Source organism: uncultured Hymenobacter sp. (assembly GCF_964242765.1).
Lineage (GTDB): Bacteria > Bacteroidota > Bacteroidia > Cytophagales > Hymenobacteraceae > Hymenobacter.
Map to the genome: position 1 here is coordinate 31,801 of NZ_CAXTBM010000035.1, position 15,652 is coordinate 47,452.

The 15,652-nt window shown below is 57.1% G+C and carries 17 protein-coding genes; 11 read left to right on the forward strand and 6 right to left on the reverse strand.

Annotated features, from left to right (window positions below; all coding sequences use genetic code 11):
- Positions 1 to 99 precede the first annotated feature (99 nt).
- Positions 100 to 759: an NAD(P)H-binding protein gene (locus ACFE7X_RS15150; RefSeq protein WP_375436524.1), complete on the forward strand. Its 660-nt coding sequence runs from the start codon at positions 100 to 102 to the stop codon at positions 757 to 759.
- A gap of 83 nt (positions 760 to 842) precedes the next feature.
- Here the strand turns inward: ACFE7X_RS15150 and ACFE7X_RS15155 are convergent, their stop codons facing one another.
- Both ACFE7X_RS15155 and ACFE7X_RS15160 read right to left on the reverse strand, forming a co-directional pair.
- Positions 843 to 1,463, reverse strand: a complete 621-nt coding sequence (locus ACFE7X_RS15155; protein WP_375436525.1) for a thioredoxin family protein — start codon at positions 1,461 to 1,463, stop codon at positions 843 to 845.
- 220 nt (positions 1,464 to 1,683) lie between these two features.
- Complete coding sequence (locus ACFE7X_RS15160; RefSeq protein ID WP_375436526.1) at positions 1,684 to 2,172, reverse strand: TlpA disulfide reductase family protein; 489 nt, start codon at positions 2,170 to 2,172, stop codon at positions 1,684 to 1,686.
- 173 nt (positions 2,173 to 2,345) lie between these two features.
- Here ACFE7X_RS15160 and ispG point away from each other — a divergent pair, with 173 nt between their 5' ends.
- The 5 genes from ispG to ACFE7X_RS15185 all read left to right on the forward strand — a co-directional run bounded on the left by ispG (position 2,346) and on the right by ACFE7X_RS15185 (position 6,935).
- Positions 2,346 to 4,337 carry a (E)-4-hydroxy-3-methylbut-2-enyl-diphosphate synthase gene (gene ispG, locus ACFE7X_RS15165; RefSeq protein ID WP_375436527.1) on the forward strand — a complete coding sequence of 664 codons (1,992 nt, stop codon included), beginning with the start codon at positions 2,346 to 2,348 and terminating at the stop codon, positions 4,335 to 4,337.
- Positions 4,338 to 4,735: 398 nt separating this feature from the next.
- A complete protein-coding gene (locus tag ACFE7X_RS15170) occupies positions 4,736 to 5,080 on the forward strand; it encodes a hypothetical protein (RefSeq protein WP_375436528.1) in 345 nt (114 codons plus the stop codon).
- A 42-nt stretch (positions 5,081 to 5,122) separates the two neighbouring features.
- On the forward strand, positions 5,123 to 5,785 hold the full coding sequence (locus ACFE7X_RS15175) for an NAD-dependent epimerase/dehydratase family protein (protein WP_375436529.1): 663 nt from the start codon (positions 5,123 to 5,125) through the stop codon (positions 5,783 to 5,785).
- A gap of 97 nt (positions 5,786 to 5,882) precedes the next feature.
- Entirely contained in the window at positions 5,883 to 6,566 is a 684-nt protein-coding gene (locus tag ACFE7X_RS15180) for an HAD family hydrolase (RefSeq protein ID WP_375436530.1), read from the forward strand.
- 48 nt (positions 6,567 to 6,614) lie between these two features.
- Entirely contained in the window at positions 6,615 to 6,935 is a 321-nt protein-coding gene (locus ACFE7X_RS15185) for a DUF6984 family protein (RefSeq protein WP_375436531.1), read from the forward strand.
- Between the two features lie 85 nt (positions 6,936 to 7,020).
- Here ACFE7X_RS15185 and ACFE7X_RS15190 read toward each other — a convergent pair whose 3' ends face one another.
- Complete coding sequence (locus ACFE7X_RS15190) at positions 7,021 to 7,476, reverse strand: nuclear transport factor 2 family protein (protein WP_375436532.1); 456 nt, start codon at positions 7,474 to 7,476, stop codon at positions 7,021 to 7,023.
- Positions 7,477 to 7,857: 381 nt separating this feature from the next.
- Here ACFE7X_RS15190 and ACFE7X_RS15195 point away from each other — a divergent pair, with 381 nt between their 5' ends.
- The 3 genes from ACFE7X_RS15195 (at position 7,858) to ACFE7X_RS15205 (ending at position 10,380) form a co-directional block, all read left to right on the forward strand.
- Positions 7,858 to 9,627, forward strand: coding sequence for an AMP-dependent synthetase/ligase (locus ACFE7X_RS15195; RefSeq protein ID WP_375436533.1), 1,770 nt, complete (start codon positions 7,858 to 7,860; stop codon positions 9,625 to 9,627).
- A gap of 94 nt (positions 9,628 to 9,721) precedes the next feature.
- A complete protein-coding gene (locus ACFE7X_RS15200; protein WP_277228338.1) occupies positions 9,722 to 9,892 on the forward strand; it encodes a DUF6728 family protein in 171 nt (56 codons plus the stop codon).
- A 131-nt stretch (positions 9,893 to 10,023) separates the two neighbouring features.
- The gene (locus tag ACFE7X_RS15205) at positions 10,024 to 10,380 is read left to right on the forward strand and encodes an MmcQ/YjbR family DNA-binding protein (protein ID WP_375436534.1); all 357 of its coding nucleotides are present in this window, start codon (positions 10,024 to 10,026) and stop codon (positions 10,378 to 10,380) included.
- Between the two features lie 16 nt (positions 10,381 to 10,396).
- Here ACFE7X_RS15205 and ACFE7X_RS15210 read toward each other — a convergent pair whose 3' ends face one another.
- Positions 10,397 to 11,254 carry a DUF6597 domain-containing transcriptional factor gene (locus tag ACFE7X_RS15210; protein ID WP_375436535.1) on the reverse strand — a complete coding sequence of 286 codons (858 nt, stop codon included), beginning with the start codon at positions 11,252 to 11,254 and terminating at the stop codon, positions 10,397 to 10,399.
- A 418-nt stretch (positions 11,255 to 11,672) separates the two neighbouring features.
- On the opposite strand from ACFE7X_RS15210, the gene ACFE7X_RS15215 reads away from it, so the two are divergent.
- The gene (locus ACFE7X_RS15215; protein WP_375436536.1) at positions 11,673 to 12,590 is read left to right on the forward strand and encodes an SDR family oxidoreductase; all 918 of its coding nucleotides are present in this window, start codon (positions 11,673 to 11,675) and stop codon (positions 12,588 to 12,590) included.
- Positions 12,591 to 12,653: 63 nt separating this feature from the next.
- Positions 12,654 to 13,901 (forward strand): putative sensor domain DACNV-containing protein, encoded by a 1,248-nt coding sequence (locus tag ACFE7X_RS15220; RefSeq protein ID WP_375436537.1) that lies wholly within the window; start codon positions 12,654 to 12,656, stop codon positions 13,899 to 13,901.
- Between the two features lie 25 nt (positions 13,902 to 13,926).
- On the opposite strand, the gene ACFE7X_RS15225 is transcribed toward ACFE7X_RS15220, so the two are convergent.
- Together ACFE7X_RS15225 and ACFE7X_RS15230 are read right to left on the reverse strand one after the other, a co-directional pair.
- On the reverse strand, positions 13,927 to 14,568 hold the full coding sequence (locus ACFE7X_RS15225; protein WP_375436538.1) for an alpha/beta hydrolase: 642 nt from the start codon (positions 14,566 to 14,568) through the stop codon (positions 13,927 to 13,929).
- Positions 14,565 to 15,500: a ring-cleaving dioxygenase gene (locus ACFE7X_RS15230; RefSeq protein ID WP_375436549.1), complete on the reverse strand. Its 936-nt coding sequence runs from the start codon at positions 15,498 to 15,500 to the stop codon at positions 14,565 to 14,567. Before ACFE7X_RS15230 ends, ACFE7X_RS15225 begins: the two co-directional genes overlap by 4 nt.
- Positions 15,501 to 15,652 lie beyond the last annotated feature (152 nt).

Consider the following 15,652-nt stretch of genomic DNA (forward strand, 5'->3'; position numbering starts at 1 on the left):
AACCAACCAAACTGCGTACAAGCTCAACAGGAACATATTTTCCGCCGTTCTCTTGGGAAGAAGCCCGTCCGTCCTCGCCCCACACCTTTTGTGCGCTTCATGAAAATTGCTTTACTCATCGGGGCTACCGGCCTCGTAGGCGACTACTTACTGCGTCAGTTACTTTCCGACGACCGTTTCGCTACTATCAGGGTCTTCACTCGTCGCCCCACTGGCTATCAGAACCCAGAAAAGCTGGAAGAGTATCGCGTAAACTTCGATGAGCCGGAGCAATGGCAGCATTTATTGGCAGGGGATGTCTTGTTTTCAACCCTGGGCACCACGCTCCAACAGGCCGGCAGCCAGAACGCACAATACAAAGTCGATTATACCTACCAGTTTCGGACGGCCGAAGCCGCTGCCCAAAACGGCGTGATAACCTACGTGCTGGTATCTTCTGCCTCTGCCGATCCCGACGCGTTTGTGTTTTATACTCGCATGAAAGGCGAGCTGGAGCGGTCCATAAAGCGACTGCCATTTCAGCGTATCCGCATCATCCAGCCCGGAATGCTAACCGGAAACCGCCGGGAGCCCCGGCTAGCCGAGCGAATCGCACTACCGTTGGCCACCTTGGTAGCGCGCGTGCCGGGCCTGGCGCCGTACCGCCCTATTCACGGCCGGGAAGTGGCGCAAGCCATGATAAATGCCGCCCTCGATGAGAAGCCCGGCGTGCAAATCGATACGCTGGAGAACGTATTTAAGCGAGCTGGCAACCAGTAAGTCACCGCCAAAAAATTGCCCGGCCAGCACCCCACGCATAACGTGTGGGGTGCTGGCCGGGCAATTTTTTGGCGGTGGTTAAGCTACGCTTTCCTCCATTTAATACCGCAGCCTACTGCTCTCGTTGAATTCGGGGAAGCGGGTTTACCGGCCAGAATTTCAGTCATGGCGTTTTCCACGTACTTGGTTTTCACCAGCTTGGCATCTTCGGAGTTATCGTCGATGGCACCGATATAGCTAACCTTGAACTCGTTGCCGGAACCCTGGCGGGTCAGCACGTAGAGGTGAGGCGTGCGGGTGGCGCCGTAGGATTGAGCTACTTGCTGGGTTTCATCGAAGAGGTAGGGGAAGGGATAGTTCTTGCTTTTGGCCTGCGCTTGCATAGCCGCGAAAGAGTCGCCGGGGGCAAGGGCGGGGTCGTTGGGGTTGATAGCCACTACGGGGTAGCCCTGGCTGGCGTACTTCTGGTGCAGCGCAATAATGCGGCTCTCGTAGGCCTGCGCGTAGGGGCAGGTGTTGCAGGTAAATACTACGATGTAGCCTTTGGTCGTCTTGTTGTCGGCCAATGACACCATCTTGCCATTTACATTCTTGAGCTTGAAGTCAGTGGCTTTGTCGCCGACTTGGTAGCCAGCCAGTGGGCGGATGTAGCTGCTTAGCACCAGCATAAGGCAGGCAGCCAGAAAAGGAACAAGCTTTTTCATAGCAGTGAAAGGTAATTGGTGAAGAAAAAAGCTAGCAAAAACAGTTGGAAAAACTCTTCTAAAAGTTAGAACGCTGGCTGTAGAGACGCGACGTAACACTTTGCGCTTGGTCGTTGCCAAGGCTGTTGCAACCGAGTGGTTCGAGCGGGAGACGCGAAGTGGCGCGTCTCTACCGCACAAAACCGCCTTGCAGACCAGGACCAATAGCTGTTAAATTAAGTTACTGAAGAAACTCTTGCAGGGCGGCCGTCAACTCGGGCTGCGTGAACTCCTTTTCGTAAGCGGCGCGTTTCTGCTTGCCGTTGTTGATCATGAGCGTGAAGGGCAACGCACCCGACCATTTGCCGTCCACCTTGTCCATCCACGTGTTGGGGTCGGTTTCGTTGAGCAGCACCACTTCCGATTTCAGGCCGCGCTTAAGCACAAAGGGCTTCACTTTCTTGTCGAGCTGCGAAGCGTAATCCATGCTCACCAAGAGCACTTTCACTTTTTGCTTGGCGTAGGTGGCATTTAGCTGCTCGAAATACGGCAGTTCCTTTATGCAAGGCGCGCACCAAGTGGCCCAAAAGTTGACGACGTAGGTGGTGTCGGTTTTGCTGCTGAGGCGCTTTTGCAGCTCCGGCAGCTTGATCAGGGCTACTTGCTGGGCCCGGCTGGGCAGTTGCAGAAGCAAGGCCGCCGCCAGGAAGAAGTATTTCGATGGGTTCATGTAAAGAAGGGAAGCGTGTGTTTTCTATAGACAGCCACCACAGATAGAAGTTGCGGCCGTCCGATCCACAACTATGTTTTGGTGCATGACGCGCGAGCAACACTTTCGGATACGCAGCCAACAACGAACCTTCCGTACCTTTGTTATTACAAGAAACAGCTTCCCTTCGGGTTATGAATAAGACGTATTGCCCTAGCCTCACCGAGTACAAGCGCCGCCTCTCCCGCGAAGTTCAACTCGGGGACCTGCCCATGGGTGGGCTCAACCCGATTCGGGTGCAGAGCATGACCACCGTCGATACCATGGATACCCTCGGCTCGGTGGAACAGACGCTGCGCATGGTAGCAGCGGGCTGCGAGTACGTGCGCATCACGGCGCCGAGCGTGAAAGAGGCCCAAAATCTGCTCGAAATCAAGAAAGAGCTGCGCAAACGCGGGTGTACCGTGCCCCTCATTGCCGACATTCACTTCACGCCCAACGCCGCCGAATTGGCCGCCCGCATCGTGGAGAAAGTGCGCGTGAACCCCGGCAACTACGCCGACAAAAAGAAATTCGACTTCATCGAGTACACCGATGCCACCTACCACGCCGAGGTGGAGCGTATTCGGGAGCGGTTTCGGCCGCTGGTGCAAATCTGCAAGCAGTACGGCACCGCCATGCGCATCGGCACCAACCACGGCTCCTTGTCCGACCGAATTCTGAGCCGCTACGGCGATACGCCGCTGGGCATGGTGGAGTCGGCGCTGGAATTCCTGCGGCTCTGCGAAGAAGAAAACTACTACAACGTGGTGCTGAGCATGAAGGCCTCCAACACGCAGGTGATGGTGCAAGCCTACCGCTTGCTGGTGCAGAAGCTCGACGAAGAAGGCCTGCAACCCTACCCGCTGCACTTGGGCGTAACCGAAGCCGGCGAAGCCGAAGACGGCCGCATCAAGTCGGCCGTGGGCATCGGGACGCTGCTCGAAGACGGCCTCGGCGACACCGTGCGCGTGAGCCTGACCGAAGCCCCCGAAGCGGAAGCGCCCGTCGCCAAGGCCCTGATTGAACGGTACACCAACCGCGCTGCCCAAGCCCAGCCTATTCGGCCCCTACTGGAAGAAGAGCCGCTCGACCCATTCCAGTACCACCGCCGCGTCACGCATGAAGTGCTAAATTTCGGGGGCTTGAACGTGCCGCGCGTGGTGGTCGACCTCTCGCGCCTGCCTCGCCTCGAATACGCCGATTTGCGGGCTGCCGGCCACTTGTACTCGTCGTTTCTGGATAAATTTCAGATGAGCGACTTGGGGGCCGATTACATCTATACCGGCGAGCGGCCCGTGCCGTTTATGCTGCCGAACGGGCTCAAGGAAATCGTGACGCACAGTGCCTGGGTGGATGGCGGCCAGCGCCTCGACCATTTTCCCTTGCTTACCGTCGACACGTACTTGGCCGATTTCCCCAAGCTCCACCCGCAGCTAAATTTTTTGGTGGTAGAACTGGACACGCTGGACGCCGAATTGCTGAAGCAGTTACGCACCGAAACCAAGGTGGTGCTCACCCTGAGTACGGCCAATGCCCACGCCATGCCCGAGCTACGGCGCGCCTTCTTCGACCTGCTCGATTATGGCGTCACGTGCCCGGTGGTAATTCGGCGGGTATACCCCGTGCACGACATGGCCCAAACCCAGCTCGATGCCGCCACCGATATAGGAGGCTTGCTGATAGATGGCCTCGGCGACGGCCTTGTTCTGTGCGCTGACTTGCTACCCGAGCAAGCGCAGGAAGGTTGGCTGCGCGACCTCGACCAACTCAACCAACTCTCGTTCGGCATCCTGCAAGCGGCCCGCACCCGCATGTCCAAAACCGAGTACATCAGTTGCCCAAGCTGCGGCCGGACCCTGTTCGACCTCCAGGAAACCACCGCCATGATTCGCAAGCGCACCGACCACCTCAAGGGCGTGAAAATCGGTATCATGGGCTGCATCGTGAACGGCCCCGGCGAAATGGCCGACGCCGATTATGGCTACGTGGGCGTCGGCAAAGGCAAAATTGCCCTTTACCGCGGCCAGGAGGTCATCAAGAAAGCCGTGCCCGAAGCCCAAGCCGTAGACGAACTCATCGAACTCATGCGCGAAGACGGCCGCTGGATCGAGAAGGAGGTACTGGAAGAGCCGGTAGGGGTGTAACAGGAAAGCGAATCGGGCAGGCCATATAGGTCTGCCTATTCTTGTAAATACAAATTATGTTGGACTTTTATCTGATTCACAATAGCCGAAATGCATCAAGTAAAGGGCTAATCTTGGAGCGAGTAGAAGGTATTGAGGATGATCTATTCTTACAACTCCAGCATGATGGTAGTATCGAACCGTGGTTTGACTATTATGGCAAATTTCGTTGAGGTAGCGAGTTGGTAATGCGTATACTGCTGAAAATACAGCAACAACCAATCGCATCATCTTTACAGAAAGAGAGAACGACTTTCACAGAGGTTTTGCGGAAAGCAGCTGATACGAAATGTGGGCTTATAAGGTGTGGCGGTTAAGACTTGCAGTAGTACTGTATTAAATTCATCGTCATTTTGTAAATGAAAAATAAGAAATATCAAAAGAAAAATAAGTTAGAAATTGGTGACTGGTTTTTTATAATGATAATAGCTTTGGTGATAATGTTCGTAATCAAAAATATTATTAAGAATCATCTTTTAAATTCTAACTACAAAGTAGTTGATGCATTAATAATAGACCATAAAAACCCATTAGGTAATAACAACGTAGCAGGAAAATTTACTTACTCCTATCGTTTTTGTTTGGATAATGATTGTTATATAAATAATGCACTAAGTGATGATTACAATATTGGTGATAGAGTTAAAGTGAAATACTGCGAATATTATCCTGATTTTAATGAGTTAATTACTGATAAAAGATAAAAATTAACAAACATCCGCGCCCCTGATCCGTCTACCTTAGGCATGAAAATACGCGCAATAGTTACCGGGGCAACGGGCATGGTGGGAGAAGGAGTACTGCACGAATGCCTCAACCACCCCGATGTGGAGCAGGTATTGTCCATCAACCGCAAGCCCCTTGGCATTACGCATCCGAAGCTGCGCGAAATTGTGCACGCAGATTTCCAGGATCTGTCCTCTATTCAAGACCAGCTGACGGGCTATAATGCTTGTTTTTTCTGTTTGGGCGTGTCGTCGGTGGGGATGCAGCAGCCCGAATACCGCCGCCTGACGTACGACCTCACGCTGCATTTTGCCCAGACGCTGCTACCCAGTAACCCCGGCCTTACGTTCTGTTACGTTTCCGGCGCCGGCACCGACAGCACCGGGCACGGCCGCCAGATGTGGGCCCGCGTGAAAGGGCAAACGGAAAACGCATTGTTGCAACTTGGTTTCGAGCGGGCCTACATGTTCCGGCCCGGTTTTATGCGGGCTACGCCGGGCTTACGCAATACCTTGCCCTATTACAAGTACTTCAACTGGTTGTATCCGGTCCTGCGCAGGCTGCTGCCGCGGTACGTTTCCACGTTGCAAGAACTTGGCTTGGCCATGATTACTGTCGTTCAACAAGGCTATACCAAGCCCGTGCTGGAAGTGCCCGACATCGTAGCGCTGGCCAAAGCGTGAGCGTACGCGCAAGAGGCGGCCCGAAACGATAACTGCCCTTCGGTATAGCAACGCCCGTTCGGCTCACTACATTTGGCGAGCTTCTTACCTTGTTTGCATGATTCGTACTGTTGTTTTCGATATGGATGGCGTGCTGGTCGACACCGAGCCGCTGCATCACGACGCCTTTTTTCGCCACTTCGCCGAGCTCGGTATTACGGTGTCGGCCGAGTTGTACGGCACGTTTCTGGGCGCTTCCACCCGCAACGTGTACCAGCAAGTCAAAGAGCAATTCAACCTGCCGCAAGCCATAGATGAGCTGATGGATCGGAAGCGGGAGTTGTTTGCCAAGGCCTTTGACGAATCCAAGGAACTGGATTTGCTGCCCGGTGCTCGGCAATTGGTAGAAGACCTGCACGGGCAGGGCGTGCCGCTGGTGGTGGCGTCGTCGGCTTCCCGGGGTACCATCGACCGGGTGTTCACACGCTTTGGGCTGTACCCGTTTTTCGCGCACATCGTCAGCGGCGAGGATTTCACGAAGTCGAAACCCGACCCGGCGATTTTCCTGCGCGCCGCCGAACTAACCGATACTCCCCCAAACGAATGCCTGGTGATTGAAGATGCGGCCAATGGCGTAGCCGCGGCCAAAGCAGCCGGTATGTATTGCATCGGCTACCGCAGCGAGCATTCGCAAGGCCAGGACCTGCACCACGCCGACCGCATTGTAACGAGGCTGGAAGAACTTGATGCGGCGACAATTCTAGCGTTTCCGGGGGCTACAGATGTTGCCGGAGCCGTATAAATAGCTCGTTGCTTCCGCAGGTGGCGTAGCTGTGGCGGCTCCCGAACAATGACCGAACGTTCACTTAAACTGCCGGAGTTGGGCTTGCTTGTTTTCATGCTCCGCGGCAAACCCGGCGCCGAACGCCTGTTGGCGTTGTTGCATACCGTGGTAGTAGCGGAGCTGAAAGCCGGCGAAATAGGCGGCTTGCGGTTCGCCGGCAATCAGCCCGGCCGGCGGTTAGGCGAGCGAATAGCTAACACCCAATTCCTGGACGAGGATGGGGTGCTGGTATTTGCCTCGCTCTACCTGGACGAGGAAGGCGAACTGTACGAGCTAGATTATTGGAAAGTAGACGATAGCCCAATACACCGCATACCGGCTTTCTGAAGGAGCAAAACCAAAGTAACAAGCGGTAAAACAGCTTTTGAAAGCCATCCAATCACTTGTTACTTAAAGTCTTGCTGCTCTCCGGCTATTTGCATTTTTCCTTGCGCCGCGTGTCAATGACGTGTGCGATTTTCCAGCCGCTCGCTAGCTTCACCAGTTGAAACGAGTTGTAGCCGCAGTGACTGAAAGTCTTGCCGAGGTAGAACTCATACGGCGTCCAGACGCTGGCTAAGTTGGCGTCAATCAGGATTTTATCGAAAGTGATGCGCTCGTCCCACACCTCTTTGTGCGGCTTACCTACCGCCTTCACAAAGTTCGATGGGTTTTCGGGCACGAGTTGGGTGGTGCCGTTGCGGTTGGTAATGGTGTGAAAGACGGCGCCGGGGGCAAACGTGGAACGCACCAGCGTGCTGTCGCCCTGGCGCATGCCCTCGAAGAACGTCTGGATGGTTTGCTTGACGGCTTCGGTTTCAACCGGGGCAGTTTGAGCCGTGGCGTAGGTGGCGGGCAGCAGAAGCACGCAGAGTAGCAGGTAGTTCATGGGTTGGAAGGTAAGCTGAAGCAATGACACCGGCCAACTCACACCGTTGCGGGCGCTACTGGCTGGGTACGCCTGGGTATGCAAGCGTTGCTGACGTTTTTCTTGTCCTTCTGAGCCTGCGAAAAACCTTGTGCCCGCGAAGCGCATGGTTGGCATGTCCGTTGTTCGCGGGTGAAAACATCCTTCGTAAACTCAGCAGGCAGGCGGTTAATGCGCTATCATCTGGGCCTCCGCACGACCAGTTGTTTGCTGGCTGGAAGAGAGTTGCCAACAAATAGTTGGAGCGAACAGTAAGATTGTGGCCTGGCTCCGCTATTGGCACGCAGCCGAACTATTTTTGTGTCAACAACCGCTTTACTTGCTACTGCCTCTTACCCACCCATGGAAATCCGTCGCACCTTTGATTTGCTGGCTCGGCTGGCTACTACCACGCCAGAAGCTGCTTGTTTGGTGGAAAAAAAGGCCGGCACCTGGCAGCCCTCTAGCGCCGCGCAGGTGCAAGAGCAAAGCAACCGGGTGAGCTTGGGGTTGCTGCAACTAGGCATCGGGCACGGCGACAAAGTGGCCATCATCTCCGCTAACCGCCCTGAGTGGGTGGTGGCCGACTTTGGCATTGCGCAGCTCGGGGCCGTGAGCGTACCGATGTATCCCACCATCACCGTGGAAGACTACCGCCACATCTTTCAGGATGCCGGCGTGCGGGTGGTACTGGTGGAAAACAAAAGGCTGCTAAGCCGGGTGCAAGAAGCAGTAGCAGGGCTGCCGCACGGCCCTGAGCACATTTTCACATTTGAAAAGCTGGAAGGTTCCCGCTCGTTCGCCGACTTGCTGGCCCTGGGGCAAGCCACCGATGCAACAGTCCTTGACGCGCTAAAAGCCGTCGTAGAGCCCGATGATCTGCTGACGCTCATCTACACTTCGGGCACCACCGGACGGCCCAAAGGCGTAATGCTCAGCCACCGCAACCTGCTCTACAACTGCGAAAACCTGACCGGCTACCTGCCGCTGCCGCCCGGCCAGAAAGCTCTTAGCTTTCTGCCCCTGAGCCATATTTTCGAGCGCACCGCCACCTTCCTCTACCTGATGCTGGGCTTCAGCATTTGGTACGCCGAGGGCGTGGAGCACATTGCCGACAACCTGCGCGAGGTGCAGCCCCAGGTGTTTACCACCGTGCCGCGCTTGCTGGAAAAAATCTACGATAAGATAGTAGCCAAAGGCCAGGAACTGACGGGCGCCAAGAAAAAGCTGTTCTTCTGGGCTCTGGAGCTGGGGTTGCGCTACGACACGCAGCAAGACCAAGGCATTTGGTACAACGCGCAACTGGCCTTGGCCAACAAACTGGTGTTCAGTAAGTGGCGGGAAGCTATGGGCGGACAGGTGCGCTACATCGTGAGCGGGGGCGGGGCATTGCAGCCCCGGCTGGCGCGGGTGTTCTGGGCGGCCGGCATCCGGGTGATGGAAGGCTACGGCATGACAGAAACCTCGCCCGTTATTGCCGCCAGCCAGCCCGAGGCCAGTGGCAACCTAATCGGGGCCGTGGGGCCGGTCATTCCGGGGGTGGAAGTGAAGCTGGCCCCCGACGGCGAAATCCTGACCCGCTCGCCCTCCGTGATGCAAGGCTACTACAACCGCCCCGACCTCACGGCCGAAACCATCGACGCCGACGGCTGGCTGCACACCGGCGACATTGGCGAGCTGGTGCAGGGACGGTTTCTGAAAATTACCGACCGCAAAAAAGAGATGTTCAAGACTTCCAACGGCAAGTACATTGCCCCGCAGCCGTTGGAAGCGCGGTTGTCGGAGTCGCCGCTGGTGGAGCAGGTGATGGTGGTAGGCGAAGGGCAGAAGTTTGCGGCGTGCCTGCTGGTGCCGGCATTCGCGGAGCTGCGCGCTTGGGCCCAAAGCCACAACTTGCCGGCCGACCTCTCAGATGCTGCATTGGCCGCCCACGCGCAGGTGCAGCACCTCTACGAGCAACTCGTGCAGCAAACTACGGCCGCTTTCGCGCAATGGGAGCAAATCAAGAAAGTGGCCCTGCTACCAGCACTTTGGAGCGTGGAATCGGGGGAGCTGACGCCGACGTTGAAGGTGAAACGCAAGATTATCAGCCAGAAAAATCAGGAGCTGATTGAGACCTTGTACCAACAATAAATACAAATAAATAGACAAGAATAGAGCGAGAAAAGTAAATCATTCTGGGGTCCGGAATGTTATATCAGCACACCAGAAGACTTGAATTATGCGCATGAAAGGCTTGTTTAACCTGGGTCCCGTTTTCGGTTACTTCTTCCGTAAAAACGACCCGAACCGCACTTCCAACTTCAACCTGCGGACTATGCACTTTATCAATAAGCTCTCTATGGCGATGTTCCTAGTGGGATTTATTGTGTTGCTCTACCGCTGGTTTCTTCGCTAGATAACCACTTCTTTGCAGCGCCAACTTGCAGTTGGTAGCTTCCCCAGACCGAGCTTTCTTGCACTGGTTTGGGAAAGCTGCCAACTACAAGTTGGCGCTCTTTCGTTTGTAACTTTTATTGCTAGCGTTGCATGAACATCGAAGACTTCCGGGACTATTGCTTGCTGAAGGCCGGAGTAACCGAAGAAACTCCCTTCGGCCCCGAAACCTTGGTTTTTAAAGTCGGCGGCAAGGTCTTCGCCCTTACCGATATTGATACGTTCGGCAGCATCAACCTCAAGTGCGACCCGGAGCGCGCCGCCGAGCTGCGCGAGCAGTACGACTACGTGCTGCCCGGCTTCCACATGAACAAAAAGCACTGGAACACCGTGCTGATCGGTACCGGAGCTTCCGAGGTGCAGCTCCGCGAGTGGATAAACCATTCTTATGACCTTGTTTTGGCTTCGCTGCCGCGTGTCACGCGCGAGGCAATCGTCAGCGAGCAATAAGCTGATCTTGAACGCATTACTCCACTAACTCGGTGCGCGTGAAGCAGATGGCATCGCCTTGCAGCAGCTGCATCGACACTTTGGTGGGCGACTGTTGAAGGAAATAGGTGAAGTCGTGAATCAGATGGCTTTGGTCGTAGTAGCCATGCTGCTCTAGCAAAGCCAGCCAATCCTCTTTCTCGTTTCGTTCGCGCTGTTCTAGCTTTCCCAGCAGCCGTCGAAAGCGCATAAAGCGGGATACTTCCTTTACGGAGAACCCCAGGTACTTCTGGAAGCGTAGCTGCAAGGTTCTTTCCGACACTTTGGTGGCGGAAGCCATAACCTTTAACGGATTCAGATGGCGGCTTTCGGCTAGCAGCGGCAACTGCGTCATGAGTTGGGCTTGCGTTGCTTCCAAAGCCTTTAGATAAGGCAAACTGAAATCAGCAAGGGCCTGCACGAGGGCCGCCGGGTCCTGAAGTAAGCATAGTTGTTGCCATAGCTGCGCGAAGGGTCGGTGGGGCACTAAGTCGTCGGGGTCGGTGAAGTCGTCGGTGAGGCGTTCTACGGGAACCTGAAACAGCCGGAAGAAGCCTTCCAACGTGAAGTTGACGGCCAACACGCGGCTACTGCCTGGCAGGCGGTACTGGAAAGCCCGTTTGAGGGGAGCCGTAACCACAATACCCTGTAGCTGGTGCACCTGCGCCAGCGCGCCGTCGTCGTGCCATATTTCGGCCGTGGGGCCGAGGTTGATCAGCATCACGATCTGGAAGGTGGGCAGCAGCGTGCGCACCACCGGCGCGGCGCCTTCCGCCACCGTCAACAGCACGCAGTACTGGAGAACCTGCTGCAAAGAGCGAGGCGCCACAATGAACTGTTCACGTAACACGCTCATCGACATTGGTAGCTTGTAAGGTTGCGCGAGGGATTTCTATAAAATAACACCAAGCAACTGAGTATCTGGTGCTAAGCTATTCGCGATTCGCTTAAACCGGAAGCAGTTTGCGCATTGGTCAAGCTACATCCAACAGGCCCAGATCCAGCAGCGCATACGCAAAGACCGATTTTTCAGTGGTAATCTAGCCTTTATTAAGGTGTATGGACAGTAAGCTGCGCGGCGAGAAGCGAAGTTGAAGGACTAGCGAAACGGCTAAGAAACGGGCAGGTGGAGTTGCTTCGTTTTCTTACAATTTTCCGGAGAAGAAGGCCAGTAGGTTTGCATCAGTTCTACCAGGCAGGACACCACGAGCCCGTTGCCAAGGGTGCTTTTCCGTGCTGGATTCTGCTGTTACTTCCTCCTTTTCCTTCTTCCCATGAACAATCTTCTTGCTTCCGCAGCCACTACTTCCGCTAGCAACTCCTCGCCAACCATTTTGCTAACCGGCGCCACGGGCAACATCGGCACCGAACTAAGCCGGCTGCTTTCCTCTGCTGGCGTTCCGTTTCGGGCCCTCGTTCGTTCGCTGCAAGACCCGCGGGCGCAGCAGTTACAGGCGCTGCCAGGCGCCGAGCTGGTAACCGGCGACTTAAACCAGCCGGAAACGGTGGCGCCAGCGCTAATCGGCATCGAGCGGGCCTTCCTGCTAACCAACTCTTCCGAATTAGCCGAAGCGCAGCAACTCGCTTTCGTGAACTTGGCCCAACAGGCGGGGGTGCACCACATAGTGAAGCTCTCACAGTGGGCCGCCGACCGGAATTCGCCGGTGCGTTTTCTGCGCTACCACGCCGTGGTGGAGGCAGCTATTGAGGCCAGCGGCCTGACGTACACCTTCCTGCGGCCCAATCTGTTCATGCAGGGTTTGCTGGCCTTCCGGGATTCAATAGCGGCGCAGGGCAAGTTCTTTGCGGCCATCGGCGAGGCCAAAGTCAGTGCCGTGGACGTGCGCGACATAGCCGCGGCGGCCGTGGCGGCCCTCACCGAACCCGGCCACGAAAACAAAATCTACAACCTGACCGGCCCCGAAGCCTTAACGCACGCCCAAATGGCCGCCCAACTCGCCGCGGCTTTAGGCAAGCCGGTTGCGTTTCAGGATGTGCCAGCCGAGGCCATGCACGCGGCAGTGTTAGAAATAGGTTTTCCCGCTTGGCAAGCCGAGGGATTGATGGAGGACTACGCGCATTATCACCGCGGGGAAGCCGCCACCGTGGCCACCGGCGTGCAAGAAGCCACCGGCCACGCGCCCCGGCCCTTTGCGGCTTTCGCGCAGGAATACGCCCCGGTGTTTAACTAAGGGGTAGCACTGGCTGCAATGCGCAAAGGCAAGGTTTCCTGGTTTTTCTCCTGACAACACATTATGGCTACGCATTATTATCCGAGTGATTTGGCGGCAGCATTGCAGCAGCGCTGGCCCCACGATGGGGCCGCCAGTCCGCCCCTGCCCGCGCAAGAGGTGCTGACGCAACTGATTTCCACCCTCTATCAGGCAAGTATGCTCCAGGAGGAGGGCCGGGCGGTGGAGTGCCACGTCATCTTTGCTTCGGCCGACCAGCTGGAAGCGCAAGCTGTGACGCCAACGGGCTTTCACCTGGTGTCTTTCACCCCGCCGCGCGCTTGCAACGAGCAGGAGATTCGGCGGCTGAGTCCGGCGGTGCAACGGCAGTCGAGCTTGCTGGCCGTGCGTTTAACGGCTGATAACAGTTTGATGCTGTGGGGGATGCTGTTCACCCACCACGAGTGGGACCGGCTAGCGGAAAGTCCGCGCTCCTCGCCGGCTAGTCCGCCGCTGGCGCTGATGGTGCACGTACGAGGGCCCGGCAACCTGGTATTCTACTGCGGCAATACGCGGGTGCTAACCCTGCAACACGGCCGCATCGACGGCCACGGCTTTGTGCAGTTTCCCAGCGCCTGGGGCGAAGGCCGCTTCAATGAAAACGGGCACCTGCTTCAGCAAGCGCAACTCCCGACGCTGGTTACGCCGATGGAGGAGGAACTGGTGGTGTTGCTCTCGCACCACTTGCAGCGCCAGGCGCTGGTGCGGATGCGCGCCAGCGGCCACGGCGGCCTGGTGCTGCTGGTCCCCACCGACAAAGTGGCTTACCTGATGGCCTCGGGCAGCATTCTGCAACCCAAGTACAAAGTCGAGCCTGGCAATGCGGGGCCGCGCTACCGGACGCTGCTAGTGGCTGTTGTGCGCCGGCTCGGCGAGTTGGGAGAAGTTAGCTGGGCGCACTATTGTCGTTCGCAGGATGCCACGCTGCTCGCCCTCGATGCCGAAGTAACCTACTTCGCTGATCTGCTCGCCGATATGACGGCCGTTGATGGCGCCCTCGTGCTCACCAAACAGCTGCAAGTGGTGGGGTTTGGTGTCGAAATCAAAGCCTCCCAAACCGCTATCAGCAACGTCTACCGGGCCCTGGACATGGAAGGCCGCACCCTGCAAACGGTGCCCGCCGACCACGGCGGCACCCGCCACCGGGCCGCCTATCGGCTGTGCTTGGCCGAGCCGGAGTGCCTGGCCATTGTGGTGTCGCAGGATGGGGGCATGCAGTTCGTCCACCAGGACGCCGGGAAGGTGATTTTCTGGGACCAGCTCTCTTCTTGATGCGGAGCTGATTCAGCCGCCCTACTTAAGCTGGAAAGTGCTCCTGAAACCACTCAACGCCGGTTTCTACGTCGGTGGGGGTGAGGTTGTGGCTGGCGGGAATGTCGCGGCGGGTGACGCTGAAGCCCGCGGCGGTGAGTAGGGCGGCGTAGCGCGTCGAGGCCTCGGGTTGCACGGTGGGGTCGTGGGTGCCGGGGCTGAACAAGATGGGCGCGCGGCGCGATGTAGTGAAAGCAGGTACCGCGCGGGTGAGGGGCTGCATCGGGCGCCACAGCACGGCGCCGGCCAACAAGTCGGGGTAGAGCATCAGGATGCTGCCGGCAATATTGGCCCCGTTGGAGTAGCCTACGACTACCAGTTGCGTAGCGTCGAAGCCTCCTTTGGTGCTGATTTCTTGCAGAAAAGCAACAAGCTCATGGGTGCGGAAGACCACATCTTCTTCATCGAAAACGCCCATGCCGAGGCGGCGGAAAAAGCGGGGCATGCCGCCTTCTTGCACGTTGCCGCGCACACTGAGCACGTTCACGCCCGCCCCGAAACGGGCGGCCAGGGGCAGCAAGTCCCGCTCGTCGCCGCCGGTGCCGTGCAGCAAAAGCAGCGTGTGGCTAGCTGGTGCTGCGGCCGGCTGGTAGAGGTAGCGCAGGGGTTGGTAGGCCGGAGAACTCATACAATAGGTGGTAGTTGGGCGACGATCTGCTGGCGTCGCGGTTCGTGTTGGGGCGGCAGGAGTAGGTGCGTCCCGAGTTCGGCCAGCGGCTCGTCCACCAGAAAGCCGGGGTTATCGGTGGCTAGCTCGAACAACACGCCGCCCGGCTCGCGGAAATACAGCGAGTGAAAGTACTGCCGATCAATCCAGGGGGTGATGTTGAGGCCGCGCTCCGCAACCCGCTGCCGCACGCGCATCAGCATGGCGTCGTCCTTCACCCGGAAGGCAACGTGGTGCACCGAGCCGCCCGCCACCACGCCCTGCGCTTCGCCGGGCACTTCTACCAAGTCCACAATGGCGGCGGCGGGCACGGTGTCGGTGACGTAGCGGTAACGGTTGACGTGCTGCTCGGTGAGGGTGTAGCCGAACAGCTCGGTCAGGACGGCGGCCGTGCCTTGCTGGCTGGTCAGCGTCAGGGTTACGTTGTGAAAGCCGCGCAAAGCTACTTCGGCCGGCACGGCGTCGGTGGTCCAGGGAACACGCGGGTCGGGGTTTTTGGGAACGATGAGTTCCAGCTTCAAACCGTCGGGGTCGAGGAAGGGCAGGTACAACTCCCCGAACCGTTCGCTCGGCTTGTTGTAAACAACGTTGTGTTCATCGAAGCGCTTCAGCCAGAAATCAAAGCTGCCGGCGGGTACCGAGTAGCCGATTTCGGTGGCCTGCCCCGTGCCGCGCCGACCCGCCTTGATATGGGTCCAGGGGAAAAAGGTGAGGATGGTGCCCGCCGACCCAATTTCGTCGCCGAAGTAGAAGTGGTAGGTGCCGGGGTCGTCGAAGTTGACGGTCTTCTTCAGGAAGCGCAAACCTAGAACCTTGGCGTAGAAATCGAAGTTGCGTTGGGCGTCACTGGCAATAGCCGTGATGTGATGCAGCCCTAAAATCCGGTCTTCCATAGCAGTGTGTACAATCAAACTGGTAGATGAAAACGGCGCGAACTGCCAGCCAGGCTACTTATCGCGCCGAGACAAAGTACGGTTATTTCCAAATTGAACCAGTATAACTGCAAACCGCGCCTACTTGTTGAATCTTGGCGGGGTCCTAGTAC